We start from the raw sequence: 25,947 nt of genomic DNA, 5'->3' as shown, positions 1-25,947 counted from the left end.
AGTAAACCTGAGTTGACGTTAATTATATGGTTCAGTTCTATATTGAGTAGATCGCTATTAGGTAGCTTTGACTAAATGGTTCTAAATGCAGAAAAGGGACAATTGTCCCTTAAATTAGAAAAATATTATTTATTCTTTTTAAATGCAGTTGCAAATGCATTTCCCATGACATTATTAGTCATTGAAGAAGAGTGTTGTTTTTTAGTATTGTTAACCGAACGTTCATTAATGAATTTTCGATTATCAGTTTTTGTCGATGCAGGATCATCTAATCGCATTGATAAAGCGATACGTTTTCGAGGAATGTCAACTTCTATCACTTTAACTTTGACTATATCACCAGTTTTTACCACAGTTCTTGGATCATCAACAAACTTATCTGATAAAGCAGAAATATGTACTAAACCATCTTGATGCACACCTATATCAACAAACGCGCCAAAATTAGTTACATTAGTAACAGATCCTTCCATAATCATACCTATTTTTAAGTCTTCCATCGTTTCTATATCATCAGCAAATTGCGCAGTTTTAAATTCAGGTCTTGGATCTCGGCCTGGTTTATCAAGCTCTTTGATAATATCTGTAACTGTTGGCACACCAAAATGATCATCTACGTAATCGATTGCTTTAAGTGATTTTAAATAGTTTGTATCACCTAAAATTTCTTTTAAAGATTTGTGATTTTTTTCTAAAATTCGTTCTACAACTGGATAAGCTTCTGGATGAACGGCCGATGCGTCAAGAGGATTTTTACCATCCATTATACGTAAAAATCCAGCGCACTGTTCAAATGCTTTAGGACCTAAGCGTGCCACTTTTAATAATTGTTGACGATCCGTAAATTGTCCATTTTCATTACGCCAATTAATTATATTTTGGGCTATTACTTTATTAAGTCCAGCAATACGAGCAAGTAACATCATCGAAGCAGTATTTAAATTCACACCAACCGCATTAACACCATCTTCAACAACAGCATCAAGTTTTTTTGCTAACTGAGTTTGGCTAACATCATGCTGATATTGCCCTACCCCAATCGATTTAGGATCAATTTTAACAAGCTCAGCTAATGGATCTTGTAAACGACGTGCAATTGATACTGCGCCACGAATAGATACATCTAAATCAGGAAATTCTTGCGCTGCTAGTTCTGATGCAGAATAAACCGAGGCACCTGCTTCGCTTACTATCACTTTTTGTGCTTTCACTTCTGGATATTTCTTCTGAACATCAAGATAAAAACGTTCAGTTTCGCGTGAAGCTGTACCATTACCAATGGCCACTAATTCAACTTGATATTTAATACAAAGTGCGGCAATAACCATAGCTGCTTTATCTGCCTGCCCTGTATGAGGATAAATCGTTTCAGTCGCAACTAATTTACCTGTTGCATCAACAACAGCTATTTTTACACCTGTTCTTAAACCGGGATCCATGCCCATAGTAACTTTCATACCTGCTGGAGCAGCCATTAACATATCATGCAAGTTGGCAGCAAATACATTAATCGCTTCTTCCTCTGCTCGCTCACGTAATGTTGTCATTAATTCGGTTTCCATGTGCATCAGAATTTTAATGCGCCATGTCCAATTAATCACAGCTTTGCGCCATTTATCTGCTGGTTGTTCATTAAAATGAACGCCTAGATATTCAGTGATAATTTGTTCACAATAACTCTCTTTAGGCGCTTGTTCAAATTGCGGGTCAGCATTTAAGGAGAGTTGTAAAAAGCCTTCATTTCGCCCTCGAAACATTGCTAATGCACGATGAGATGGTATTTTAGAAATCAATTCACTTTGTGAAAAATAGTCTCGAAATTTAGCACCTTCTTCTTCTTTACCGCTCACCACTTGCGAAACTAAATGAGCATTATTCCAAAGATATTGGCGCACTCTCGCTAATAACGCAGCATCTTCGGCAAAGCGCTCCATCAAAATGTAACGAGCTCCATCCATTGCTGATTTTGTATCAGTAATACCTTTGTCGGAATTGATATATTTTTCGGCTTCAATTATTGGGTCAAGTATGGGATTTTGCCATAAGTCGTCAGCTAATGGTTCAAGCCCTGCTTCAATGGCAATTTGACCCCGAGTTCGGCGTTTAGGTTTATATGGTAAATAGAGATCTTCAAGTTCAGTTTTACTAAGCGTTTGTGTAATACTGTTACTTAATTCTAATGTCAATTTACCTTGTTCTTCAATTGACTTTAAAATCGTTTGCTTGCGATCTTCAAGTTCACGCAAATAGCTCAATCGACTATCAAGAGTACGTAATTGGGTATCATCAAGCCCACCTGTCACCTCTTTTCGATAACGAGCAATAAAAGGAACGGTACTGCCCTCATCTAATAATTGAATCGCCGCTAGAACTTGTTCTGATTTTACGGTCAGCTCACCAGCTATAATATGGCTAATTTGTTTATTCATCATGGTGTTTTTAACAATTTTAAACAAAGTGGTGATTATATACCTATCTTTGTTTCTGTTGCAATTCAGATCCCTTGAACTTCTACCTAAAAAAATATCACTATTTTATTGTAGTTATATTTTTTGATTTGGCTCACTTTAAATAAAGCATACCATAAATTTAGCTTCGTTATTTAGAGCTACATAATGCGTAATACGGATGCTGATCATCTCTATCGCCATTTAGTGCAGCATCATTCATATTGATATAAATAGGAGAACCCGTAGAATTAGAAATATCACTAGTCCAACCATAGGTTGGATTATAAAAATTATCACCTTGATAATACGCTAATCCCCCCCATTCAGTAATTAATCCCCCATGTACAGCTCTTTTATAGTAGTTATCAGGATTATTACCATATTTACCTTGATGAAGCAGAAAGTTTGCATTACTCAGCTCTCTAAGAGATGCTAATTTATAATCACCTAAATTATTGCACCAATCGTTTTGTTCTTGATGAGAATCAGTATATTCTCCTCTATTGATAAACCATCTAGTTATTCGGAAACTGTAACTAAGTGTTATTCCTTGTTTGGTTTCACCTATTATTTCAATATCAACTGGTAAATTCGCTTTGGGTGCTGTAGCCTGATTAGCACCTTTAGATGATGAATCAGGACCTTTTAATGTAACCAGTACCATATTTTTCGCATCATAAGCCTTAAAACCACCTACAATCACGGCTCTTGAAGCTTCAGATTTTGTAACTATCGCTGTAATTGCGCCAGGAGATCCTTTATTAGGATCCGATGTTCTTACAATCCATTTTGTTGTATCTAATGAATTGTCAATATTCTCAGTAATTAAATAGAAAAAGAGGCCATTTGCACCAACTGAGGGGAAGTTATTTAAATAATCATCTTGTGGTACAAAGCCATTCCAATCTACCCAATCAAAAATAGATCTATCCCCCCCAAGAATAAGATGGAGCACTATAAAGCATATGCGGGCTAGCATATTTGACGGCTTCACCACCCACTTTGATATTAAAATTTCGATAAGGTATTTTAGTTATAGCAATTTTATCATCTGGGTAAGCCTGAAAATTTGGATCTCCGTATTTCGTAGTTAAAGCAACCCCACCACTAACTTTAATATAAGGATAAATACCACTTTTTACTAATGTTTCAAATGCAGTTTTTGTTTGATCAACTGTTAATTTAACTTCTTTATTACTTGCATCTTCATAATACCATTCTAGAGAAATTGGGGTATCCGTGTCTTCTAATAATTTAATATCTCCATCACCATCTATAACCTCAAAGTTTTCTGGTTGCTTAATTGCGGCTGATAAGCCTAAACTTTCAGGAGTTCTAGTTGAAATGTCTAAGCCTAATGCTGTGTTCAAATCACCTGTGTAAAAATAGGTATTTCCATTATAGACAACACCAAAATAATTAAATGCTTTATTGGATTGAATATTATTTTCTATTGAACTAATAAAACGAGGACTATTTCCCTTAATAGTATTTGCTGTAACGGCCGATAATGCTATAGATTTAGTTGAAAAAAAACTAATAAGACAAAATAAGCTAAAAATTAACTGTTTCCGTGTAGTCATATTCATTCCTAATGGTGATATAAACAATAACAACTTATTTATTTTATTGTTGTGTAGTTACAAAATTTAACTTATTTATACGATATACTTACTTAATTACTAAGCAATAGATATCCCGACAAAAAAGCAGAAAAAAAGAAATACAAACAATAAAATTATCATAACATTTCATTATTGATTTTTAAAGATTATTTAATTTTAATTTGATAAATATTAAATAATTGAATAAATTTTATTAAAGACTTGTCTTATTTTTATTCGAGACAATAAATTTTAACAAAGGGATATCGAACTTTTACTCGAGAAATAAAAATAATTATAGGCACTGAAAATATGCAAAAGAAAAACTATATAACAAGAGAAGGCTATTTAAATCTTAATCATGAATTGAAATATTTATGGAAAGAAGAAAGGCCTCGCGTTACACAAGCTGTATCAGATGCAGCAGCGCTCGGCGATCGTAGTGAGAATGCAGAATATATTTATGGAAAAAGAAGATTACGCGAAATTGATCGGCGTATACGTTTTCTTACCAAGCGACTAGAAACATTAACAATTGTTGAACCACATCCAAAACAAAAAGGTACAGTATTTTTTGGCGCATGGGTAAAATTGGAAGATGAATCTGGTAATTTACATATTTACCGTATTGTTGGTAGCGATGAATTTGATCCTAAAAAAAATTGGATATCGATTAATAGCCCTGTAGCAAAAGCATTAATAGGTCATAAAGTTGATGATGAAATAGCCGTTATCACCCCTAATGGCAAAGTATTGTATTACATTACTGAAATAAGCTATACCGAGTTATGCTAATATGCCTTAACTTATTCATTCCATTTGTTAAATCTAAAAACTATAAGATATGGGTAATTAAGTATATAATTATCAGAACATTTATAATCTATTTAAGATATTATGATTTTCGTCAATCAACTATACATCTACCCAATCAAATCGATGCAAGGGATACAATTAACAAAGGCTAATACTGTCGATGGAGGCTTTGAGCATGACCGAATATTGATGCTTAGTGAACCCGATGGCACCTTTATTACGGCAAGACAACACCCTGAGCTTCTGAAATTCAAAACATCCATAGTAAAAAACGAAGTACATATTTCACTATCTCCAACTGAAATGATAAAATTTAATCTTGATGAGTTTTCGTTGAGTTATGAGCCTACTGAAATTTGGGGTAATCATTTTACCTCACTAATAGCACCTATAAGAGTCAATCAATTTTTCAGTCAAATTTTGCATAAAGATGTACAATTAAGATGGGTTGGTCAACAATTAACTCGTCGAACCAAACGCTATCCTGAAATTCCTGTTAGTTTTGCTGATGGTTACCCTTATTTGTTATTAAATAAAGCTTCATTTGATTATTTACAACAGCAATGCCCTGAAAAACTCGATATTAGACAATTCCGTGGAAATATTGTTATTCAAGGAGCACTACCTTTTGCGGAAGACGGTTGGAAAACAATAAAAATTGGCAATGTGATTTTTGATATTGTTAAACCCTGTAGTCGCTGTGTTATAACGACAATGAACATAAAATCTGCAACATTCTTAGCTGATAATGAACCAATTAAAACCTTACGTTACTTTAGAGCCGATAAGCAAGGGGAAATTGATTTTGGTATGAATATGATAGCCCGAAATCATGGAACAATTTCAGTTCACGATAAAATTGAAGTATTGGAACGGCAACCAGCTAAAAACTATATTAAAACCTTTCCAACAGAAATAAAAACTGAAGCAAAAGTTTGTACAATAAATTTTGAAAATCAAATAATTAAAGGTAATAATAAGCAAACTATTTTAGAGCAGTTAGAACAACATAAAATAGCATTACCTTATTCTTGCCGTGCAGGTATTTGTGGGCGTTGTCTAATTGAATTAAAACAAGGTGAAGTAAATGGATTAACACAATCTGCAATTAGATGCCATAATAAAATTTTAGCTTGTAGCTGTATTCCTAAAGGAGATATTACAATTAAGTTACTTAAGAAATAGCCTTAAATCCAAAATAATCTAATGTCGGCGCTTGTTCAGTTGATTGTTTCTCTATAGGTATTAATCTGTCATTCATTACTTTTATTGCTTCAGAAAACACAAATGTTTTGCTCATTGCAATAAACGAAGCCTGTGCAATAATACAAAGAGAGGCATTCCCACCCGCTTCAACGACCATCAAACAAACCTTTTGCCCATCTTCTTGTAAATTTACTTCAACAATATCGGCTACTTTAGGTATATAAAGTTTTGGCTGTTGAGAAAAATACCAACTCTTAGGCATTTGTGGTTTTAAAAAATTAGCAGCCACAATAGCGTTAATAGATAGTTCAACTTTTTGTGAATCTGTTAAATTAAGTAACTGACAACTATTATAAAATTGATAATAAGACGTTGCGTCACTAACAGAAAATGGAAACTCACCAAAAACATCAGGAACTAACATTTTACTTGGATAACAAGAACGAAATAACATTTCAGATGAAACTTCAAGCATTAAACTATCGTATTCGCTATCAAAATACCATCGCCAACAATCAGTTGGTCGAAAAGTCATTTTCATTAGTATGTTACCCTTATCATTTGATTTAAAATTGGTCAAAAAGATAACATAAATTACATAAAAAATAAATAAAAAGTTAAAATAAAAATAATTTAATTATATAATTTTTAAAAAATTTAATTATAAATTGAAATGATCAAAAAAATATAAATTGGATCTAAATTTGATCCAGATAGATCCTTTTAGATCTAATTGTTTTATACTGAAACATATACTTACCTGAAAGTTTTTTACAATAAATTCAATTTTTAGATACAAAAAAAGGTACTTTTCAGCACCTTTTTTATAATTATAAATAGCTATTTAGCTTGCAACATTGATGCGTTTCATATCAGTCATATAACTACGTAATTTACGACCGATTGTTTCAATTGGATGATTACGGATTTCTTCATTCACATCGCGTAATTGTGCATTATCAACACTACCTTCAGGGATCGCTTTACCTAGATCGCCAGCTTGTAACATTGGCATGAATTTTTCTTTTAATAGTGGTACAGCGGCATTAGCAAATAGATAGTTGCCATACTCAGCTGTGTCAGAAATAACAACATTCATTTCATACAAACGTTTACGCGCAATAGTATTAGCAATAAGTGGTAACTCATGTAATGATTCATAATAAGCTGATTCAGCTAAAATACCGGATTCAAGCATAGTTTCGAAGGCAAGTTCAACACCGGCTTTAACCATTGCAACCATAACAACGCCTTGATCAAAGTAAGCTTGTTCATCAATTTTACCCTGATAGTCAGCAACTTTTTCAAAGGCGGTTTCACCTGTTTCTTTACGCCATTTAAGAAGGTTCGCATCATCATTTGCCCAGTCTTTCATCATAGTTGACGAAAACTCGCCTGATATAATGTCGTCCATATGTTTACGATAAAGATCCGTCATGATCACTTTTAATTCTTTCGCTAAAGCATTTGCTCTCAATTTAGCTGGATTTGATAAACGATCCATCATTAAAGTAATTCCACCTTGTTTTAGCGCCTCAGTGATCGTTTCCCAACCAAATTGGAGTAATTTACATGCATAAGCAGGATCAACACCATCTGCCACTAGCTTATCAAAACAAAGTAATGATCCTGTTTGTAACATACCACAAAGGATTGTTTGTTCACCCATTAAATCTGACTTAACTTCGGCAACAAATGACGACTGTAAAACACCTGCACGATGTCCGCCTGTTGCCGCAGCCCATGCTTTAGCAATTGCTAGCCCTTCACCTTTTGGATCGTTTTCTGGATGAACTGCAATTAATGTTGGCACACCAAAACCTCGTTTATATTCTTCACGAACTTCAGTACCAGGGCATTTAGGGGCTACCATCACTACTGTAATATCAGAGCGAATCTTTTCTCCTACTTCAACAATATTAAATCCGTGAGAATAGCCAAGCGCAGAACCTTTTTTCATCAACGGTTGAATAGCTTGAACAACGGCAGAATGTTGTTTGTCAGGAGTCAAATTGATAACAAGATCTGCTGTTGGAATTAATTCTTCATAGCTTCCTACTTTAAAACCATTTTCAGTTGCTTTCTTCCATGATGCTCGTTTTTCAGCAATAGCTTCTTTACGTAGTGCATAAGATATATCTAAACCTGAATCTCGCATATTCAGACCTTGGTTAAGGCCTTGCGCTCCACAACCAACAATTACAATTTTTTTACCTTTTAAAAAATTAGCTTCTGATGCAAATTCATCACGAGCCATAAAACGACATTGACCTAATTGTTCTAATTTTTCACGCAAATTCAATGTATTAAAATAGTTTGACATTTTTCTCTCCAAGAGTTTAAGTATTCACAATCAACAATAAAACACTATATAATACTTTTAATATTGCTAAAATTGATATATTTAAAATATAATATTGCATAAATTGCAATAAACTTGCTAAGTTCAATGCTTTCTTTTAATCTAAATCACCCTCAATTCTGAATAAATCAATATGGATGCTCGATATAAACAAGCAAATAAAGAGGCTAAACTTTCTTTATTGCTAACTTTTATTTATCTTCTTGGATGGATCGTTTGTGCATACTGTATTAACGACAAAATAGGATTTTTAGGTCTTCCATTGTGGTTTGAACTATCTTGCATTATGGTGCCTATCGGTTTTATATTGCTTTGTTGGGTAGTTGTAAAATTTCAATTTAAAAATTTCTCATTAGAACAAACTAAGTGATTTAACATGCATTTAGATATTATTATACCGCTTGTCATCTATCTTATTTTTGTGTTTGCATTATCAATTTATGCTTATGTAAAACGTAAAAAAGTAAATCAATTCACTGATTATTTTATCGGCAATAGAACCATGGGAGGATTTTTACTCGCCATGACACTAGCCGCAACTTATATTAGTGCTAGCTCATTTATTGGTGGTCCCGGTGCTGCTTATAAATTTGGCCTTGGTTGGGTGCTATTATCGATGATCCAAGTCCCAACTGTATTACTCTCACTTGGTATTCTAGGCAAAAAATTTGCCATTTTGGCTCGTAAATATAATGCTATAACTTTAAGTGATATGCTTTATGCTCACTATAAAAGTAAAGTCATAGTTTGGTTTGCAAGCATTTCATTAGTTGTGGCTTTTATTGGTGCTATGACGGTACAGTTTGTTGGTGGTGCACGATTATTGGAATCATCAGTTGGCATTTCTTACGATATCGGATTATTAATTTTTGGTGTTGGTACCGTTATATATACTGCTTTTGGAGGATTTAGAGCAAGTATACTTAATGATGCTTTTCAAGGTTTAGTAATGATAATTGGCGCTATCTTGCTATTAACAGCAATTATTTATGCTGGTGGTGGTATAACAGCTATTATTCACCGTTTGAGTGAAATCGATCCTGCGCTACTAACACCACAAGGTCCTAACAATTTTATGGACTTTCCGTTTATGGCATCATTTTGGGTTTTAGTCTGTTTTGCTGTGGTTGGTTTACCTCATACAGCGGTTCGCTGTATGGCATACAAAGACAGCAAAGCTGTACACAAAGGCATTATAATTGGTACTATTGTTGTCACAATCATTATGTTAACCATGCATTTATCTGGCGCTCTTGGTCGAGCTATTATTAGTGATTTAACTGTTCCGGATCAAATTGTTCCAACTTTAATAATTAACATTATGCCACCATTAGTGGCCGGTATCTTTTTGGCCGCTCCACTTGCTGCAATTATGTCAACAATTAACGCCCAATTGCTACAAATTTCATCAGTTATTATTAAAGATCTATTTTTAAGTATGAATCATGCAAAAAACTATAGTGATAAAACATTAACTCGCACATCTGTTATCATAACTTTTAGTTTTGGTGGATTACTCATCCTAGCGGCTTGGAATCCACCAGATATGATTATTTGGTTAAATTTACTTGCATTTGGTGGGCTTGAAGCCGTATTTTTATGGCCATTGGTACTTGGGCTTTATTGGAAAAAAGCAAATTCAACCGGTGCTTTATGTTCTATGTTTGCCGGTGCGATAAGCTATACTCTTTTATCTGTTTACAATATAAAGCTTTATGCTTTTAACCCGATTATCCCATCCTTAATTATTGGATTGGTAGCATTTATTATTGCCAATATGTTTGGTAACACAGGAAAAAATTATGCCTTGGATTCAACTCAAAATTAATACAACCAACGATCTTGCTGAACAAATTAGCGAACAATTAGAGGAGTCTGGTGCTGTATCAGTCACTTTTCAAGATACCTTTGACACACCTGTTTTTGAACCATTACCTGGCGAAACTAAACTTTGGGGTAATACCGATGTGATTGGGCTTTATGATGCTCAAACAGATATCGATGAATTAAAAGCAATGCTAAATCTTGAACAATATTCTTATAAGATTGAACAATTAGAAGATAAAGACTGGGAACGTGAATGGATGGACAACTTTCATCCTATGAAATTTGGTGAGCGACTTTGGATTTGTCCTAGTTGGCACGAAGTGCCCGATGCTAATGCAGTTAATGTCATGTTAGATCCTGGATTAGCATTCGGTACAGGTACTCACCCAACCACGGCATTATGCTTAACTTGGCTTGATAGTTTAGACCTTAAAGATAAATTAGTTATCGATTATGGTTGTGGATCTGGTATTTTGGCAATTGCTGCACTAAAATTAGGTGCAAAACAAGTAATCGGTATTGATATCGATCCTCAAGCCATTCAAGCTAGCCGTGACAATGCACAGCGTAATGATGTCAGTGAAAGGCTAGATCTTTATTTATCAAAAGAGATCCCAGACAATTTGCAAGCAGATATAGTTGTTGCCAATATTTTAGCTGGACCATTAAAAGAGCTTGAACCACATATAAGTAAATTAGTAAAACCTGAAGGTAAGCTTGGTTTATCTGGTATTTTAACTACCCAATCATCAAGTGTTTGCATGGCTTACCAACCCAATTTTAAATTAGATCCAATGGTTGAACTTGATGAGTGGTGTCGTATCACTGGTAAAAAAAATAAAAAAATTAACGCTACCCCCTTTTAAGTTTGAAAAAAAATGCGTAATATAGCCGACCTTAATTTACTTAGCATTGGTGAACTAAAATTAAAGAATAATTTAATTGCAGCACCAATGGCAGGAATAAGTGATAAGCCATTTCGTAATCTATGTCATCGATTTGGTGCTGGTATGACTGTTTCAGAAATGTTTTTAGCAAATTCTGATGTTTGGCATACCGATAAATCAACTTTGCGAATGATAGCAAATGATGATGTTGGTATTCGTGCCGTACAAATTGTTGGTTCTGATCCCGACGAAATGGCAAAAGCTGCGGAATTTAATGTCAAACACGGTGCTCAGTTGATTGATATTAATATGGGATGCCCAGCTAAAAAGGTCAATAAAAAATTGGCTGGATCTGCCTTAATGCAGTATCCGGAACTTATTAAAAAAATTTTGCAGAAAGTTGTCGGTGCAGTTGATGTTCCGGTAACATTAAAAACGCGGACTGGATGGAATAAAGAAAATAGAAATTGCATAGAAATCGCACAAATTGCACAGGATTGCGGCATAAAGGCAATTACTATTCATGGACGAACACGTGCTTGCTTATTCAACGGTGTCGCTGAATATGACTCTATTAGAGCAGTTAAAGAAAACGTTTCAATACCTGTAATTGCCAATGGAGATATTTCTACACCTGAACAAGCAAAAGATGTTTTTCAATATACGCAGGCTGATGCTATAATGATCGGGCGAGCGGCACAGGGGCGACCTTGGATATTTGAAGAAATTGCATTCTATTTAACACATGGACAGTTACAGAAAAATAAAAGTATTGATGAAATAGAACAAGTTGTGCTATCACATCTTGATGATCTTTATCAATTTTATGGAGAATACAAAGGATTAAGGATTGCCAGAAAGCATGTAAATTGGTACACCAAGAATTATGCTGACAGCGATCAATTCAGGCGCTTATTTAGTGTACTTAGCAATACAAGTGAGCAAGTAAACACTCTAAAAGCATTTTTTAGTAAAATTAGAAACAACCCAAAGAGTTAAGAATACTATGTCAGAACAACGCGTTACAGCTGCAGCACTTAAATTTACAACTGTAAATTCTCAAGACCAAATAACACAAAAGCCATTGCGTGATTCAGTGAAGCAAGCTTTAAAAAACTATTTATCACAATTAAATGGTGAAGATCCGACAGATCTTTATGAATTAGTGTTAGCTGAAGTTGAACATCCATTCCTTGATATGGTTATGCAATATACACGTGGCAATCAAACTCGAGCAGCAAATATGCTTGGTATCAACCGCGGTACACTTCGCAAAAAATTAAAACAATATGGAATGAGCTAATCGTTTATTACTTAATATTTTATAATATAAAAAGGCACCTTGATATAAGGTGCTTTTTTTCTATTTTAGATCTCAATTACAAAAATTATTCAATGCTCTACTTTTATAATACTTACTAAGCAGACATACGTTTAATTAAAGTTGGTGTTAAAGTTAATGTATGAAGTGAATCAGTAGGATTATGGAATCGATTTAATAATGTCTCAACAGCCAATTGTCCTAGTTCTTCTTTTGGTTGATGGATAGTAGTTAAAGGTGGTGTCATATATTGTGCAATTTCAATATCATCATAACCAATAATTGCAATATCTTTTCCTGCTTCAAGACCATTTTTATAAAGGGCTTGATAAGCACCAATAGCCATAGCATCATTAGAACAAAATACAGCCTGTGGAGGAATAGATAGTTTTAATAAATTTTGCATAGCAATAATACCTGAAGCAAATTGAAAATCACCTTGGACTTCATATTCCTTTAAAATTTCTAAACTAGCATTTTGCATAGCCTTGCGGTATCCTTGCAGGCGAGTTTGCGCTTGGGTATTATTTAAAGGACCTGTGATGCAAGCTATTTGTTTGTAGTTTTTCTCAGTCAAATATTGTGTAGCAATCATTGCGCCATAAAACGAATTATCTTTAATAATATCACACATACCATCAAATGGTGCCCAATCCATCATTACTATAGGAAGCTTAGGATATCGAGCAAATATCTGTTTTGGAATAGAATAAGTTTCAGTGCACATAACCAACAAACCATCAACACGCTTTTGCAGTAAATGTTCAATATTATCAAGCATGCGCTGATGATCACCTTCGGTACTACATAAAATCAAATTATAACCAAGTTCATAACAACTACGCTCAACACCTTGCACAACTTCTGAGAAAAAAGGATTATTGCTTGCTGTAACCAACATCCCAATGGTATAAGTTTTATTGCTTTTCAAACTGCGAGCAATAGCTGAAGGAGCATAATTTAACTGTTTGATAACGAGCTCAACTTTTTCACATATAGCAGGACTAACATAACGATCTTTATTGATGACATGGGAAACAGTTGAAATTGATACATTCGCAGATTTTGCGACATCTTTTATTGTAACCAATTTTTTATTGCTCTTCTATAAATCTTGTAAATTAATAAAATCTTCGACTTCATTGCGTGTTGGCACTGATGTCTGTGCTCCCGCTCTAGTCACCGATAGTGCCGCAGCGGCATGAGCAGACCTAACAGCTTGATTGAGTGATTTCCCTTCTAACAGAACTGTTACTAACATTCCATTAAATGTATCACCAGCTCCAATAGTATCAACTGCTTTAACATGAAATCCAGAAACAATTTCACCATCACCACAATGACTAACCCAAGCCCCTTTACTACCAAGGGTAATAATAACGGTTTTAATACCTTTATTATGTAAAAATAATGATGCTTTTTGTGCATCTTGTTCTGTGGCAATTTTTATCCCTGTTAGATACTCTGCTTCTGTCTCGTTTGGTGTAATAATATCAATGTGTTTAAGTAAATCATCTGATAATTTTTGTGCAGGTGCTGGATTTAAAATTACTTGGGTATCATTTTGTTTAGCTAATTTTGCAACATGCTCTACAGTCTGTAATGGTATTTCTAGTTGCATTAAAATTGCATTCGCTTTTATTATATCATCTTCAAATTGCACCAAATATTCAGGTGTGACTGCTGAGTTTGCTCCTGAATGGATAGCAATTTGATTTTCTCCTTGTTTATTTACTAAAATCAATGCAACACCTGTATTTTTACTTTCAATTACAGCAACAGAATGAGTATCTATATGATCATTTTCTAATTGTTGCTTAAATTTTTTACCAAAATCATCATCCCCCACCGCTGCAATAAACTGAACGTTAGCACCTAAACGTCCAGCGGCAACAGCTTGATTAGCTCCTTTACCTCCATATGAAATTTTATAGTTTGAACCTTTTAATGTTTCTCCTGGTTTAGGAAATTCATTTACATTTAAGATATGATCAATATTTACGCTACCTATCACGATCAATTTACTTGAATTCATATAACTACTCCATATTCACATAGTAATAGGACGCTAGAATGCGTCCTAAAAAAGTTTATTTAGTAATAAGTTTTAATTCCACAGGAATTTTTGCATCAACTTTTTCACCTTTTATAACTTTATCTGCAATTTCAATACCTATTGATCCTATTTTTTCTGGTTGTTGAGCTACAGTTGCAGCCATCTTACCACGTTCAACAGATTTAATGCCATCACCAGTACCATCAAAGCCAACCACTAAAATATCATTTCTTCCGGCTGTTTGAATTGCACGCATAGCTCCTAATGCCATTTCATCATTTTCTGCAAATACTGCTTGCACTAAAGGATAAGCAGTCAATAAATTTTGCATAACATTCATACCTTTAGCTCTATCAAAATCAGCTGGTTGTGCAGTTAAAATAGTAAATTGGTTATCTTTCATTGAATTGGTAAAACCTTCACCACGTTCGCGAGAAGCTGAAGTACCAACAATACTTTGTAATTGAATCACCTTTGCACTAGCGCCTAATTTTTGAAAAATAAAATCACCGGCCATTCTACCACCGGAAACATTATCCGAGGCGATATGGCTAATAACATCTCCTTTAACAGATGCACGATCAAGTGTTATAACAGGAATGCCAGCTTTATTTGCAGCAAGTACTGCATTACCAACAGCCTCAGAATCAGTAGGATTGATAAGAATTACTTTAGTCCCTTTAACAATTGTATCTTCAACATTTGCGAGTTCTTTTGCGGGATTATTTTGTGAGTCTAATATCACTAATTCATAATCAAGCTCCTTAGCTTTATTTACTGCACCTTCTTTTAAATTAACGAAAAAAGGATTATTAAGGGTTGAAACAACTAAAGCTATATTTTCTTTCGCTGAAGCTTGAAAGGCCAAAGAAAAATTTAATGTAATTGCAACAATGGCTGTAAAAATTTTTCCGAATTTCATAACTTTCTCCTAAGGTAAAACATCGTGTTTAAAGCAACTATTTATTAGTTTTTTTATCGACTAAAACTGCTAATAAGATAACAACGCCTTTTACTATCATTTGGTAATAGGCATCCACTCCCAACATATTTAATCCATTATTTAAAAAGCCTAAGATTAAAGCACCTACTAGTGTTCCGATAATCTTTCCTCTCCCTCCCGACATACTAGTGCCACCAAGTACAACAGCAGCTATTGCATCCATTTCATAACCTGTACCGGCTGTTGGTTGAGCTGAAGATAACCGTGCTACTTCAATAGTACTTGCAAGAGCACAAAGCAAGCCACTAATGGCATAAACTATAATTTTTACCTTATCAACATTAATACCTGAAAGACGAGTTGCCGCTTCATTCCCACCAAGTGCATAGATATAACGACCCAAGCGAGTATATTTTAATAAGTACCATGCAAAAATAAAAACAATAATCATGATTAATATTGGCACAGGAATTCCTAACACTCGACCAAATGCAACCCATTCAAATAATTCAGAATTATCATTACTACCAGTAGAAATAGGACTACCTTTAGTATAGACCTGTGTTATTCCTCGTAGGATAAGCATCATAACTAAGGTAGCAATAAAAGCTTGAAGTTTTCCTTTGGCTATAATAATCCCTGAAAAGGCGCCCAATAACCAACCTAAAGCTAGAGAAACAAAAATAGCAATAAAAGGTGAAATATCTACCCCAATTATAGAAGCAGCAATTGCACCAGTTAAAGCAAATATTGATCCCACACTTAAATCAATTCCAGAAGTTAAAATAACTAGAGTCATTCCAACAGCAATAACCGCATTAATTGAAGTTTGCTGTAATATATTGAAAAAATTATTTAACGTAAAAAAGTTATCATTTAAACAAGAAACAATAGCAATTAAAACCAGTAAAGTAATCAAGGACTTTTGTTCAATTAATATGTTCTTAAATGTTTTATTTTGCAACATCAGTGTTCTCCTGTATTTTTCCAACGGCTGCTGCCATAAGTTTTTCTTGTGTTGCCTCACAACTTAAAAAGTGCCCTGTTACTCTTCCTTCATGGATAACTAAAATACGATCACTCATACCAAGTATTTCTGGCATATCTGATGAAACTAAAATGACACTCAAACCTTGTTGTTTAAATTGATTAACGAGTTGATAAATCTCCTTTTTAGCCCCGACGTCTACCCCTCGAGTCGGTTCATCTAAAATTAATATATTTGGACGAGTCATTAAACCTTTGGCAATAGCAACTTTTTGTTGATTACCACCAGATAAGAAACCGATTGTTTGATTGATTGATGGTGTTTTAATATTAAATAATTCTATAAAGTCATTAACTACATCTTGTTCTTCAGTTAACCGCAGTTTATTAAATTTGCTAATAAAATAATTTAGGGCATTAAGTGACATATTCTCTTTCACTGACATACCTAAAATTAATCCATCTTTTTTACGATCTTCAGAAATATAAACAATACCATTTGTTAAACCTTCACGAGGTGAACCGATTTTAATTGATTTATCATTTAGAATAATTTCACCTAACTTTGCAGGGTTAGCACCATAAATCATTTTCATTAATTCAGTTCTTCCAGACCCCATTAAACCAGAAATACCAAGTATTTCGCCTTCATGAAGACTAAAACTAATATCATTTACCCCCACTCCATTTAGATTTTTAACTTCTAATGCAATGTTACCTCTCGGTACATTAATTCTTGGATATTGTTCTTGAAGCTTCCGACCAACCATCATTTCAATTAAAGTATCTTCATTTAATTGATCAATTTTTTTTCATCAACAAATTGCCCGTCACGCAACACTGTCACTTCGTCACAAATTTCAAAAATCTCTTTTAATCGATGTGATATATAAACCACACCACACTTTTGTTTTTTAAGTTTATTTATTACTTTAAAAAGAGAAACTGTTTCAGTATCCGTAAGCGCATCGGTAGGTTCATCCATAATAATTACTTTGGAATTAAAGCTAAGAACTTTAGCTATTTCAACCATTTGCTGCTCACCAATAGATAAGTCACTAATTAAACGACGACTATCATAATCTAGGTGAAGTTCGGCGAGTAATTTATCAGCTTGTGCATACGTTTTTTTCCAATCTATACAACCAAATTTATTGGTGAATTCACGCCCTAAAAATATATTTTCGGCAATACTAAGTTGTGGAATTAAATTTAATTCTTGATGGACAATACCTATCCCTGCTTCTTGTGAAGATTTAGGTCCATAAAAGTTAACTTCATTTCCTAAATAAATAATTTCACCTTCATCTTTTTGATAAATTCCTGTTAAAACTTTCATTAAAGTTGATTTACCTGCACCATTTTCACCAATTAAAGCCATTACTTGGCCGGCACGTACAGTTAAATTAACTCCTGAAAGAGCTTTTACACCAGGAAAAGATTTGTGAATATTTATAAGCTGTAAAAGATTATCGTACATAAATCACTCATTATTTATCTTTATAACAGAGGTTTAAAAAATAACACCAGACTGTAAAATTATGTTAGAAAATGGAGAACATTCACCGGTTCGAATAACAGCTTTACAGTAATGAGTTTGAAGTTTTAATTTTTCATGACTGACATAAATAATTTCAATACTTTTATTTTGAGTTTTTTCAAGGTTCCTAATTTGTTCTAGTATTATCTTATGCATTTCACAATTTTTTTTAATAATCTCTTCAGCTAATATCACTTTTTCAATCTGCATTTCTTGCGATACTGCTTGAAAAACTTGAATAAATGATGGTATACCGTAAGTCACCGCTAAATCGATACGTTGAATATCGCTAGCAATTGGTAAACCTACATCACCTATCGCAATTTGATCTGTATGCCCCATTTTGGATAAGACTTGAATAATTTCAGAATTAAACAATTGACCTTTATACATAATATAATCCTTGGATAGTTGAATAAAAACTAATATCGAAACGTTTCGACAGTTATCTTCTACTGGATAAATCTTGGTTGCAATATATAAAAATAAAACTTGTGATCTAGATCTAGATCAATATGAAATGATTCAGCTAAAAATACCGTTTTTGAAAATTTATATTATGTAGGGCAACCATGATAGCTTGTTTAATTAATATACAATTCCCATATATAAATAAAAATTAAATCATTCCTGATTGATAAAGAATAATTTTATAGAACCTAAAAAACTTATCAGTATATTGGTAATGAATTTTGAGTAAATGTTTGCTAGAATATAGTGATTTTTAAATTATTATCTGGAGAATTTTATGGCAGGTCATAGTAAATGGGCCAATACGAAACACCGCAAAGCTGCACAAGACGCTAAACGGGGTAAAATCTTTACCAAAATTATTCGTGAGTTAGTAACTGCGGCAAAATTAGGTGGTGGCGATCCAGCGTCAAATCCTCGATTACGAGCGGCAATGGATAAAGCATTATCTAATAATATGACCCGTGATACCATGAACCGAGCTGTTGCACGGGGTGTTGGTGGGGAAGATGATAGCAACATGGAAACGATCATCTATGAAGGTTATGGTCCTGCTGGTACAGCTGTAATGGTTGAATGTCTGAGTGATAATCGTAATCGAACTGTGTCCGAAGTACGCCATGCATTTACTAAAACAGGTGGTAACTTGGGTACTGATGGTTCAGTTTCATATTTGTTCACTAAAAAAGGCGTTATTTCATACCCAACTGGTACTGATGAAGACCAAGTTATGGATGCAGCGCTTGAAGCAGGGGCAGACGACGTTGTGACTTATGATGACGGAGCAATTGACGTATTTACTACACCAGAATCATTTGGTGAAGTAAAAGATGCGCTTGATGCTGCTGGGCTAGTTGCCGAAGCCGCTGAAGTATCAATGATACCAGCAACAAAAGTAGATCTTGATATTGAATCTGCACCAAAATTATTACGTTTAATTGATATGCTTGAAGATTGTGATGATGTTCAAGAAGTTTATCATAATGGTGAAGTTTCTGACGAGGTTGCTGCAACGCTCTAATGGCCATTATTCTTGGCATCGATCCTGGATCTCGTTTGACGGGTTACGGTGTAATCCATCAAACGGGACGACAACTTACCTACCTTGGTAGTGGATGTATTCGTACAGCTGTTGATGATTTACCTACTCGTTTAAAACGAGTATACGCTGGTGTTAGTGAAATTATTTTACAATTCCGACCCGATATGTTTGCTATTGAACAAGTTTTTATGGCTCATAATGCCGATTCCGCATTAAAGTTAGGTCAAGCAAGGGGAGCTGCAATTGTTGCTGCTGTAAATAATAATTTACCTGTTTTTGAATACGCAGCTCGTTTAGTTAAGCAGAGTGTAGTAGGAACAGGCGCAGCCGATAAAAAGCAAGTGCAACATATGGTCAAATTATTATTAAAGTTACCAGCTAGCCCTCAAGCTGATGCCGCTGATGCTTTAGCTATAGCAATTACCCACGCCCATACCAATCAGCATTTACTAAAGCATCGCAAGTAAATATAACAAAATTCAATTTACGTATACGCATCTATATAAACAAAAAATGCGCCAAAAAACGGCGCATTTCGTTATTTTAGTTATTTTAATAGCTCGCTTAAGTTATATATGACCTATAGAACTATACATCAAGGCCATATATGTACCAAAACTAGCTATTTAGTTATTACTTTTAAGAACGGTTAATAGGTAATACTACTTTATTTTTATGTTTTGTAAATAGTTTTGTTACAAATAAAAAGAACAAGGGAACATAAAATATTGCTAAAAATGTTGCTGTCAACATACCACCAATTACACCAGTACCTACCGCATTTTGGCTAGCAGAACCAGCACCGCTATTTAATGCTAGTGGTAATACCCCTAAAATAAAGGCAAACGAAGTCATTAAAATCGGGCGTAGGCGCAGGCGACAAGCTTCAAGTGTAGCATCAATCAATGATTTACCCTCTTTTTCCAAGGCATCTTTGGCAAATTCTACAATCAATATAGCATTTTTAGCAGATAGCCCCATTGTCGTTAATAGTCCTACAATAAAGTAAATATCGTTATCAAGCCCTCTAAACATAGTTGCAAATACTGTACCTAAAATCCCAAGAGGAATAACGAATAAAATCGAAATCGGTACCGTCCAACTTTCATACAATGCTGCTAATGATAAAAATACAACAATAATCGAAATAATGTAAAGAGTTGTTGTTTGTGAACCTGTTTGACGTTCTTGATAAGAAATATCAGTCCAGTCAAAAGTAAATCCTTTAGGCAAATTTTTCGATAGTTCTTCCATTACAGCCATTGCTTGCCCAGAACTCAGACCTGGAGCAGCGGAACCACTTATCTCCATTGCAGCCACACCATCATAACGAACGAGTGAAGGAGATCCATAAGTTTTTGTCGTAGTAGCAAACGCATCATATGGAACCATTTCACCATTTTTATTTTTAACATGCCAGTAACTAAAATCATCTGGCAACATGCGATATGGTGCATCTGATTGTAGGTATACTTTTTTAACTCGGTTATTATAAACAAAATCGTCAATATAAGCAGAACCTAAAGCTGTGGACAATACAGTATTTACTGAATTTACCGAAACGCCTAGTGCTTGTGCTGCTTCAAAATCAACATTAATTTTGTACTGAGGAACATCTAGCATACTTCCTGGTCTAACTTGCTGCAGTTTTGGATGATGAGAAGCTTGACCCAACATTTGGAAAAATGCACCTACCAAAGCATCATGCCCATAACTAGCCGTATCTTTCAGTACATAAGAAAAACCATTAGCCATACCTAATGCTGGAACAGCTGGTAAGTTGGTAACAATTACCCTTCCCTCGGTTATAGTAGAAGCAAATCCCCAACCGCTAGCGACTAAAGCATTAACTTTTTGATCTGCGCGTTTACGTTGTTCCCAATTTTTTAATCGAACAAAGCCTAGCCCCATATTTTGCCCACGACCAACCATACTAAATCCAGCTACAGTAAATATTTCCTCAACTGAATCAGCTTTTTGCTCAGTATAAAATTTTGCCGTTTTATTTAAAACTGACATAGTTTGCTCTAAAGTTGATCCTGGCGGTAGCTCAACCATAACTAAAAGCACACCCTGATCTTCATTAGGTAAAAAACCAGTAGGTAACCGATTAAAGCCAAAGATTAATCCAACTAGAATTAAAGCATAACAAACAAAAGCTATTAATGGATAACGAACAACTTTTATTACACCTTTTTCATAATGGCGTAAACTTTTTTCATAGAACTCGTTAAACCATTTAAAGAATTTTTTTGTGCCAACAGAACACCAACTAAATGGTGGTATAGATTCTAACTTGTCACCTAACGAGTTTCTTTTTAATTTACTTTTAGATGGTGCTTTTAAAATTTGAACACAGAGCGCTGGAGTTAATACAATTGCCATCAACACTGATAATGCCATCGCTGTTACAATGGTAATTGAAAATTGGCGGTAAATTCCACCCGCTGCACCTCCATAAAATGCCATAGGAACGAATACTGCAGATAACACGACTGCAATGCCAACCAACGCTGAAGTAATTTGTTCCATCGATTTAACGGTTGCATCATAAGGCGATAAACCTTCATCATGCATAATACGTTCAACGTTCTCAATAACAACTATTGCATCATCTACCAACAAGCCTATGGCAAGCACCATTGCAAACATAGATAATGTATTAATCGTAAACCCACAGATATACAAAACAGCAAAAGTTCCTAGCAATACCACAGGTACGGTAATCGTCGGTATAAGTGTCGAACGGAGATTTTGTAAAAAGACATACATTACAATAACAACTAAAATAATAGCTTCAATCAATGTATGTACTACGTTATTAATTGATAATTTTACAAATGGTGTTGTGTCATACGGATAAGCATAGTGAATATCTTCAGGAAAGATTTTTGATAATTCAGCTAATTTTTTATCTACCTGATCAGAAGTTTCTAATTGGTTAGCTCCTGTTGCCAAATAAATACCAAGACCTGCAGATGCTTTACCATCATAATAAGAAATAAAGTTATAATCAGACGCACCAATTTCAACCGTTGCTATATCTTTTAATAAAAGATTAGAACCATCTGTATTTACACGCACTAAAATATTTTGGAATTGTTCGGGTGTTTTTAAACGTGATTGAGCTGTAATTGTCGCATTGAGTTCTTGTCCATCTGTTGATGGTAAGGCACCTAATTGCCCTGCTGTTACTTGCGCATTTTGTGCTTGAATAGCCGCAATGATTTCTTCAATTGATAAATTAAAATAAGTCAATTTATTTGGATCAAGCCAAATACGCATTGCATATTCAGAACCAAACAATTGAGTATCACCTACACCCTGTACACGTCTAATCTGATCTTGCACAGTTGAATAAACAAAATCAGCAATATCTGCTTGTGTTTTTTTAGGATTTGTTGAATAAAAACCCACAACCTTTAAAAAGTTGGTGTTATTTTTTGCAACAGAAACACCATTTTTTTGCACACTTTCTGGTAGCCTTGATTTAATACTCTCTACTTTATTTAACACTTGTACTTGAGCAAAATCGGGATTAGTTCCAGGAGCAAAGGTTAACGTCGTTTGAACAACACCTTGTGCACTACTGGTTGATTTCATATAAATTAGATTATCCAATCCAGTTAAATTCTGTTCAATCAACTGAGTAACAGTATTTTCGATGGTCTGTGCATCGGCACCTGGGTAAACAGCACTAACAGTTACAGCAGGAGGGGCAATGTCAGGATACTGCTCAACAGCTAGTAGCTTGATACATAAAGCACCTCCTAGCATCATCATGATAGCAATTACCCATGCAAAAACAGGTCTATCAATAAAAAACTTAGCCATAATTCACCTACTCCTGTATTATTTCACACTGTTTTTTATGATACTGTCTAATTGTTCTTGTGAAAGTGTATTAAGATCTCCGACTTTTTCTACTTTCATAGGTGGAGCATCTTTTTGAGGTTTTTCAACAGAAGTTAAATTAAGTAATCCAGTAATAATAACCTCTTCACCAATGCTAATTCCCTTTGTTACAACCCAATAACCACCAACTCCTGTGTATACTTGAATATCTTGTCGATACTCTACTGTATTATCAGGTTTCAAAATTTTTGCAGTATATTGCCCTAACTTATTGCTGGTAATTCCTTGCTGTGGAACAAGCACTGCATTTTTGATATAGCCTAATGTCAGCTGAGGCTTAACAAACATACCTGGTAGAATTTTACCTTCACTGTTTGTAAACTGTGATCTCAAGGTTACCGTGCCTGTTGTTTCATTTACAGTCATATCAGAGAATTTAACACTACCAGGATAAGCGTATTTAGAGCCATCATTAAAGTATAATTCGACATTATTACCTTTCACTGGTTCATAAATTACGTTTTTGTCCTGAAGATATTTATTATAACGAGTAGCCGCTTCTGTCATATCGACATAAATTGGATCCAGTTGTTGGACTAATGCAAGTGGTGTCGATTGGCCTGCCGCCACTAATGCCCCTTCAGTTACACTTGATTTACCAATATATCCATCAATTGGCGAATATACTTTTGTATAATCTAAATTGACTTTAGCTGTATGTTCAGCTGCTTGGGCAACTAATACCGCAGCTTCAGCTTGTTTAGCATCTGCAGCTGCTTTATCATAAGCTTGCTGACTAATGGAGTTAGTATTTAATAATCCGGCGTAACGTTTAAGAGTGAGTTGAGCTATATTGGCATTGGCTTTAGCGCTAGCAACACTTGCTACCGCACTATCATAATTAGCTTGATAAATAGCTGGATCTATTTGATAAAGAGATTGTCCAGCTTTAACATTCGAACTTTCATCAAACTCTCGTTTTAAAACAATACCACCTACTTGAGGTCTAATTTCAGCAATTTGAGATGCAACAACCCTACCTGGTAAACCAATCTTTAATGTGTAATTCAATGGCTCAACTTTAAATACAGTTACCTGTGGTAAATTATTACCATTTTTTGAATTGCCATTATCACAACTTGTTAATAAAAGTAGGCTAGCACATGCCACAGGCAAGGCTAATAATAGCTTGTTAAATCTCATATAAAAATGACCTCAATGAACTTAATAATTATTTTAATTTTTTAAATAATAGATCTTATTGAAAAGTAATCGGCGATTTTACAAAAAATACGCATAGATTGTAAGTATCTTTACAGGCTAATAGCACAGAGTTCTAAAAAATAGCTAGTTTGATAGTGGCACTAAAAAATAATATTGTTAATTATGATTATTACTAGAAATAAAATAATATAGACTAATTGATTTTTTGTACTATAAAGTATCTTAAATAAAATGTTATACTACAAAAAAAAATCAAATATGATTGCTTTAATGAATATTAATTCATATTGCTAATAAAGAGTAAAAAATTTACATTACAGTACTCTGCAATCATTTTTTTCAAAAGATGATTGAACAATTTGAGTCTATATTTAATTTAATACAGAGATGGTTATTATGGATAATTTACGTATTGTTCTAATTGTTGTTGCATCCTTGGTCATTATTGCATTGCTTATCCATGGATTTTGGATCAATAAAAAAGAACGTTCTTCGCTTTTTAGTTCAAACAAAAAGGAAAAATTTGCACAAAACACTCAACAATATCAAAACTACCCAATGAATGACATAGAAGAAGATGATGTTATCTTACTCAAACCTAAAACAGCAAAAAGTAGTGAAACCATTGGAAGTGATGAAATCACAAAAGAGCAAGAAAAGATACCTCAACAAGAAGATTTATTTACTGATAATGATGATGAACAAGAAATTATTGCTGAAACAACAGAAGAACCAGCTATCAATGTTGAACTTGATCTTTTTGAAAAAGAGCAACAACCTGATTTAATTCAAACAACAAAAGAAAAACAATCACATATTAATAACGAAATTAACCATAATGACAAATCGAAAAAAATAAATATCGACAACGAACAATCTAAAACCGAAATTATTGTGTTAAATGTCACAGGCATTAACGGGAAATTACTACAAGGCGATGTGCTACTTGCAAGCATTATGCAATCAGGTTTCCAATTTGGTGATATGCGAATTTTTCACCGTCATGTAGATCCTGCGGGCAATGGAGCAATATTATTTAGTTTAGCCAACATGGTTACACCTGGATATTTAGATCCTGAAACAATGCACGAGTTTACCACACCAGGCGTGTCTATATTTATGGTTGCGCCTACAGAAGGCAACAATCAGCATAACTTTAAATTAATGTTGCAAACAGCACAACGTATAGCCGATGATGTTAACGGTGTAGTATTAGATGATGAACATCACATGTTAACTCCGCAAAAAATAGACAGTTATAAAGAACGTATTAAAAAGGCCAGTAACGAAATTTAACCGCAGTCTTTTCAGCAAATCTTTTACAGAATCCCACCAACTTAGGTTGGTGGCTATAAA

General features: G+C 34.2%; 22 protein-coding genes and 1 pseudogene. 10 read left to right on the top strand and 13 right to left on the bottom strand.

The window, feature by feature from the left end:
* Window positions 1–125 precede the first annotated feature (125 nt).
* The 3 genes from A9G31_RS02765 to A9G31_RS02755 all read right to left on the bottom strand — a co-directional run bounded on the left by A9G31_RS02765 (window position 126) and on the right by A9G31_RS02755 (window position 4,033).
* Entirely contained in the window at window positions 126–2,432 is a 2,307-nt protein-coding gene (locus A9G31_RS02765; protein ID WP_065560344.1) for a Tex family protein, read from the bottom strand.
* 166 nt (window positions 2,433–2,598) lie between these two features.
* Window positions 2,599–3,429, bottom strand: coding sequence for a hypothetical protein (locus A9G31_RS02760; protein ID WP_141671363.1), 831 nt, complete (start codon window positions 3,427–3,429; stop codon window positions 2,599–2,601).
* Entirely contained in the window at window positions 3,377–4,033 is a 657-nt protein-coding gene (locus tag A9G31_RS02755; RefSeq protein ID WP_065560325.1) for a hypothetical protein, read from the bottom strand. The genes A9G31_RS02760 and A9G31_RS02755 overlap by 53 nt, the downstream gene beginning before the upstream one ends.
* A gap of 333 nt (window positions 4,034–4,366) precedes the next feature.
* Here A9G31_RS02755 and greB point away from each other — a divergent pair, with 333 nt between their 5' ends.
* Both greB and A9G31_RS02745 read left to right on the top strand, forming a co-directional pair.
* Window positions 4,367–4,849 carry a transcription elongation factor GreB gene (gene greB / locus A9G31_RS02750; protein ID WP_065560324.1) on the top strand — a complete coding sequence of 161 codons (483 nt, stop codon included), beginning with the start codon at window positions 4,367–4,369 and terminating at the stop codon, window positions 4,847–4,849.
* A gap of 102 nt (window positions 4,850–4,951) precedes the next feature.
* On the top strand, window positions 4,952–6,055 hold the full coding sequence (locus tag A9G31_RS02745) for a YcbX family protein (protein ID WP_065560323.1): 1,104 nt from the start codon (window positions 4,952–4,954) through the stop codon (window positions 6,053–6,055).
* Here the strand turns inward: A9G31_RS02745 and A9G31_RS02740 are convergent.
* Window positions 6,045–6,617 carry a cell division protein ZapC gene (locus tag A9G31_RS02740; RefSeq protein ID WP_081299317.1) on the bottom strand — a complete coding sequence of 191 codons (573 nt, stop codon included), beginning with the start codon at window positions 6,615–6,617 and terminating at the stop codon, window positions 6,045–6,047. The genes A9G31_RS02745 and A9G31_RS02740 overlap by 11 nt on opposite strands.
* Before the next feature lie 303 nt (window positions 6,618–6,920).
* The gene (ilvC, locus tag A9G31_RS02735) at window positions 6,921–8,399 is read right to left on the bottom strand and encodes a ketol-acid reductoisomerase (protein ID WP_065560322.1); all 1,479 of its coding nucleotides are present in this window, start codon (window positions 8,397–8,399) and stop codon (window positions 6,921–6,923) included.
* A 172-nt stretch (window positions 8,400–8,571) separates the two neighbouring features.
* Here ilvC and A9G31_RS12185 point away from each other — a divergent pair, with 172 nt between their 5' ends.
* Genes A9G31_RS12185 through fis form a run of 5 tightly spaced genes read left to right on the top strand, consistent with a single transcriptional unit; the run spans window position 8,572 to window position 12,455 of the window.
* Complete coding sequence (locus A9G31_RS12185; protein WP_034911058.1) at window positions 8,572–8,808, top strand: YhdT family protein; 237 nt, start codon at window positions 8,572–8,574, stop codon at window positions 8,806–8,808.
* Window positions 8,809–8,814: 6 nt separating this feature from the next.
* Window positions 8,815–10,266, top strand: coding sequence for a sodium/pantothenate symporter (gene panF / locus A9G31_RS02725; RefSeq protein ID WP_065560321.1), 1,452 nt, complete (start codon window positions 8,815–8,817; stop codon window positions 10,264–10,266).
* Window positions 10,241–11,131, top strand: a complete 891-nt coding sequence (gene prmA / locus A9G31_RS02720; protein WP_065560320.1) for a 50S ribosomal protein L11 methyltransferase — start codon at window positions 10,241–10,243, stop codon at window positions 11,129–11,131. The genes panF and prmA overlap by 26 nt, the downstream gene beginning before the upstream one ends.
* A 12-nt stretch (window positions 11,132–11,143) precedes the next feature.
* Entirely contained in the window at window positions 11,144–12,151 is a 1,008-nt protein-coding gene (dusB, locus tag A9G31_RS02715) for a tRNA dihydrouridine synthase DusB (RefSeq protein WP_065560319.1), read from the top strand.
* A 7-nt stretch (window positions 12,152–12,158) separates the two neighbouring features.
* Complete coding sequence (gene fis, locus A9G31_RS02710; protein WP_034883623.1) at window positions 12,159–12,455, top strand: DNA-binding transcriptional regulator Fis; 297 nt, start codon at window positions 12,159–12,161, stop codon at window positions 12,453–12,455.
* A 115-nt stretch (window positions 12,456–12,570) separates the two neighbouring features.
* On the opposite strand, the gene rbsR is transcribed toward fis, so the two are convergent.
* From rbsR to rbsD, 6 genes and pseudogenes are all read right to left on the bottom strand, one after another.
* Window positions 12,571–13,554, bottom strand: a complete 984-nt coding sequence (gene rbsR / locus A9G31_RS02705; protein WP_065560342.1) for a ribose operon transcriptional repressor RbsR — start codon at window positions 13,552–13,554, stop codon at window positions 12,571–12,573.
* Between the two features lie 24 nt (window positions 13,555–13,578).
* Entirely contained in the window at window positions 13,579–14,508 is a 930-nt protein-coding gene (gene rbsK, locus A9G31_RS02700) for a ribokinase (protein WP_065560318.1), read from the bottom strand.
* A 55-nt stretch (window positions 14,509–14,563) separates the two neighbouring features.
* The gene (gene rbsB / locus A9G31_RS02695; protein WP_065560317.1) at window positions 14,564–15,451 is read right to left on the bottom strand and encodes a ribose ABC transporter substrate-binding protein RbsB; all 888 of its coding nucleotides are present in this window, start codon (window positions 15,449–15,451) and stop codon (window positions 14,564–14,566) included.
* 37 nt (window positions 15,452–15,488) lie between these two features.
* Window positions 15,489–16,439 (bottom strand): ribose ABC transporter permease, encoded by a 951-nt coding sequence (rbsC, locus tag A9G31_RS02690; RefSeq protein WP_065560316.1) that lies wholly within the window; start codon window positions 16,437–16,439, stop codon window positions 15,489–15,491.
* Window positions 16,426–17,939, bottom strand: a pseudogene (gene rbsA / locus A9G31_RS12180) (ribose ABC transporter ATP-binding protein RbsA). Before rbsA ends, rbsC begins: the two are co-directional and overlap by 14 nt.
* A 33-nt stretch (window positions 17,940–17,972) precedes the next feature.
* Complete coding sequence (gene rbsD / locus A9G31_RS02680) at window positions 17,973–18,392, bottom strand: D-ribose pyranase (RefSeq protein WP_065560315.1); 420 nt, start codon at window positions 18,390–18,392, stop codon at window positions 17,973–17,975.
* A 355-nt stretch (window positions 18,393–18,747) separates the two neighbouring features.
* On the opposite strand from rbsD, the gene A9G31_RS02675 reads away from it, so the two are divergent.
* Entirely contained in the window at window positions 18,748–19,491 is a 744-nt protein-coding gene (locus tag A9G31_RS02675; RefSeq protein WP_065560314.1) for a YebC/PmpR family DNA-binding transcriptional regulator, read from the top strand.
* Window positions 19,491–19,979 carry a crossover junction endodeoxyribonuclease RuvC gene (ruvC, locus tag A9G31_RS02670; protein ID WP_065560313.1) on the top strand — a complete coding sequence of 163 codons (489 nt, stop codon included), beginning with the start codon at window positions 19,491–19,493 and terminating at the stop codon, window positions 19,977–19,979. Before A9G31_RS02675 ends, ruvC begins: the two co-directional genes overlap by 1 nt.
* A 172-nt stretch (window positions 19,980–20,151) precedes the next feature.
* On the opposite strand, the gene A9G31_RS02665 is transcribed toward ruvC, so the two are convergent.
* Window positions 20,152–23,346: an efflux RND transporter permease subunit gene (locus A9G31_RS02665; RefSeq protein ID WP_065560312.1), complete on the bottom strand. Its 3,195-nt coding sequence runs from the start codon at window positions 23,344–23,346 to the stop codon at window positions 20,152–20,154.
* Window positions 23,347–23,364: 18 nt separating this feature from the next.
* On the bottom strand, window positions 23,365–24,570 hold the full coding sequence (locus A9G31_RS02660) for an efflux RND transporter periplasmic adaptor subunit (RefSeq protein ID WP_065560311.1): 1,206 nt from the start codon (window positions 24,568–24,570) through the stop codon (window positions 23,365–23,367).
* Between the two features lie 417 nt (window positions 24,571–24,987).
* Between A9G31_RS02660 and zipA the strand changes: the two genes are divergently transcribed.
* The gene (gene zipA / locus A9G31_RS02655) at window positions 24,988–25,887 is read left to right on the top strand and encodes a cell division protein ZipA (RefSeq protein WP_176700340.1); all 900 of its coding nucleotides are present in this window, start codon (window positions 24,988–24,990) and stop codon (window positions 25,885–25,887) included.
* Window positions 25,888–25,947 lie beyond the last annotated feature (60 nt).

It is taken from the genome of Gilliamella sp. Gris1-4 (assembly GCF_001690335.1).
GTDB lineage: Bacteria > Pseudomonadota > Gammaproteobacteria > Enterobacterales > Orbaceae > Gilliamella > Gilliamella apicola_P.
This window is presented reverse-complemented; position numbering and strand designations above follow the sequence as displayed.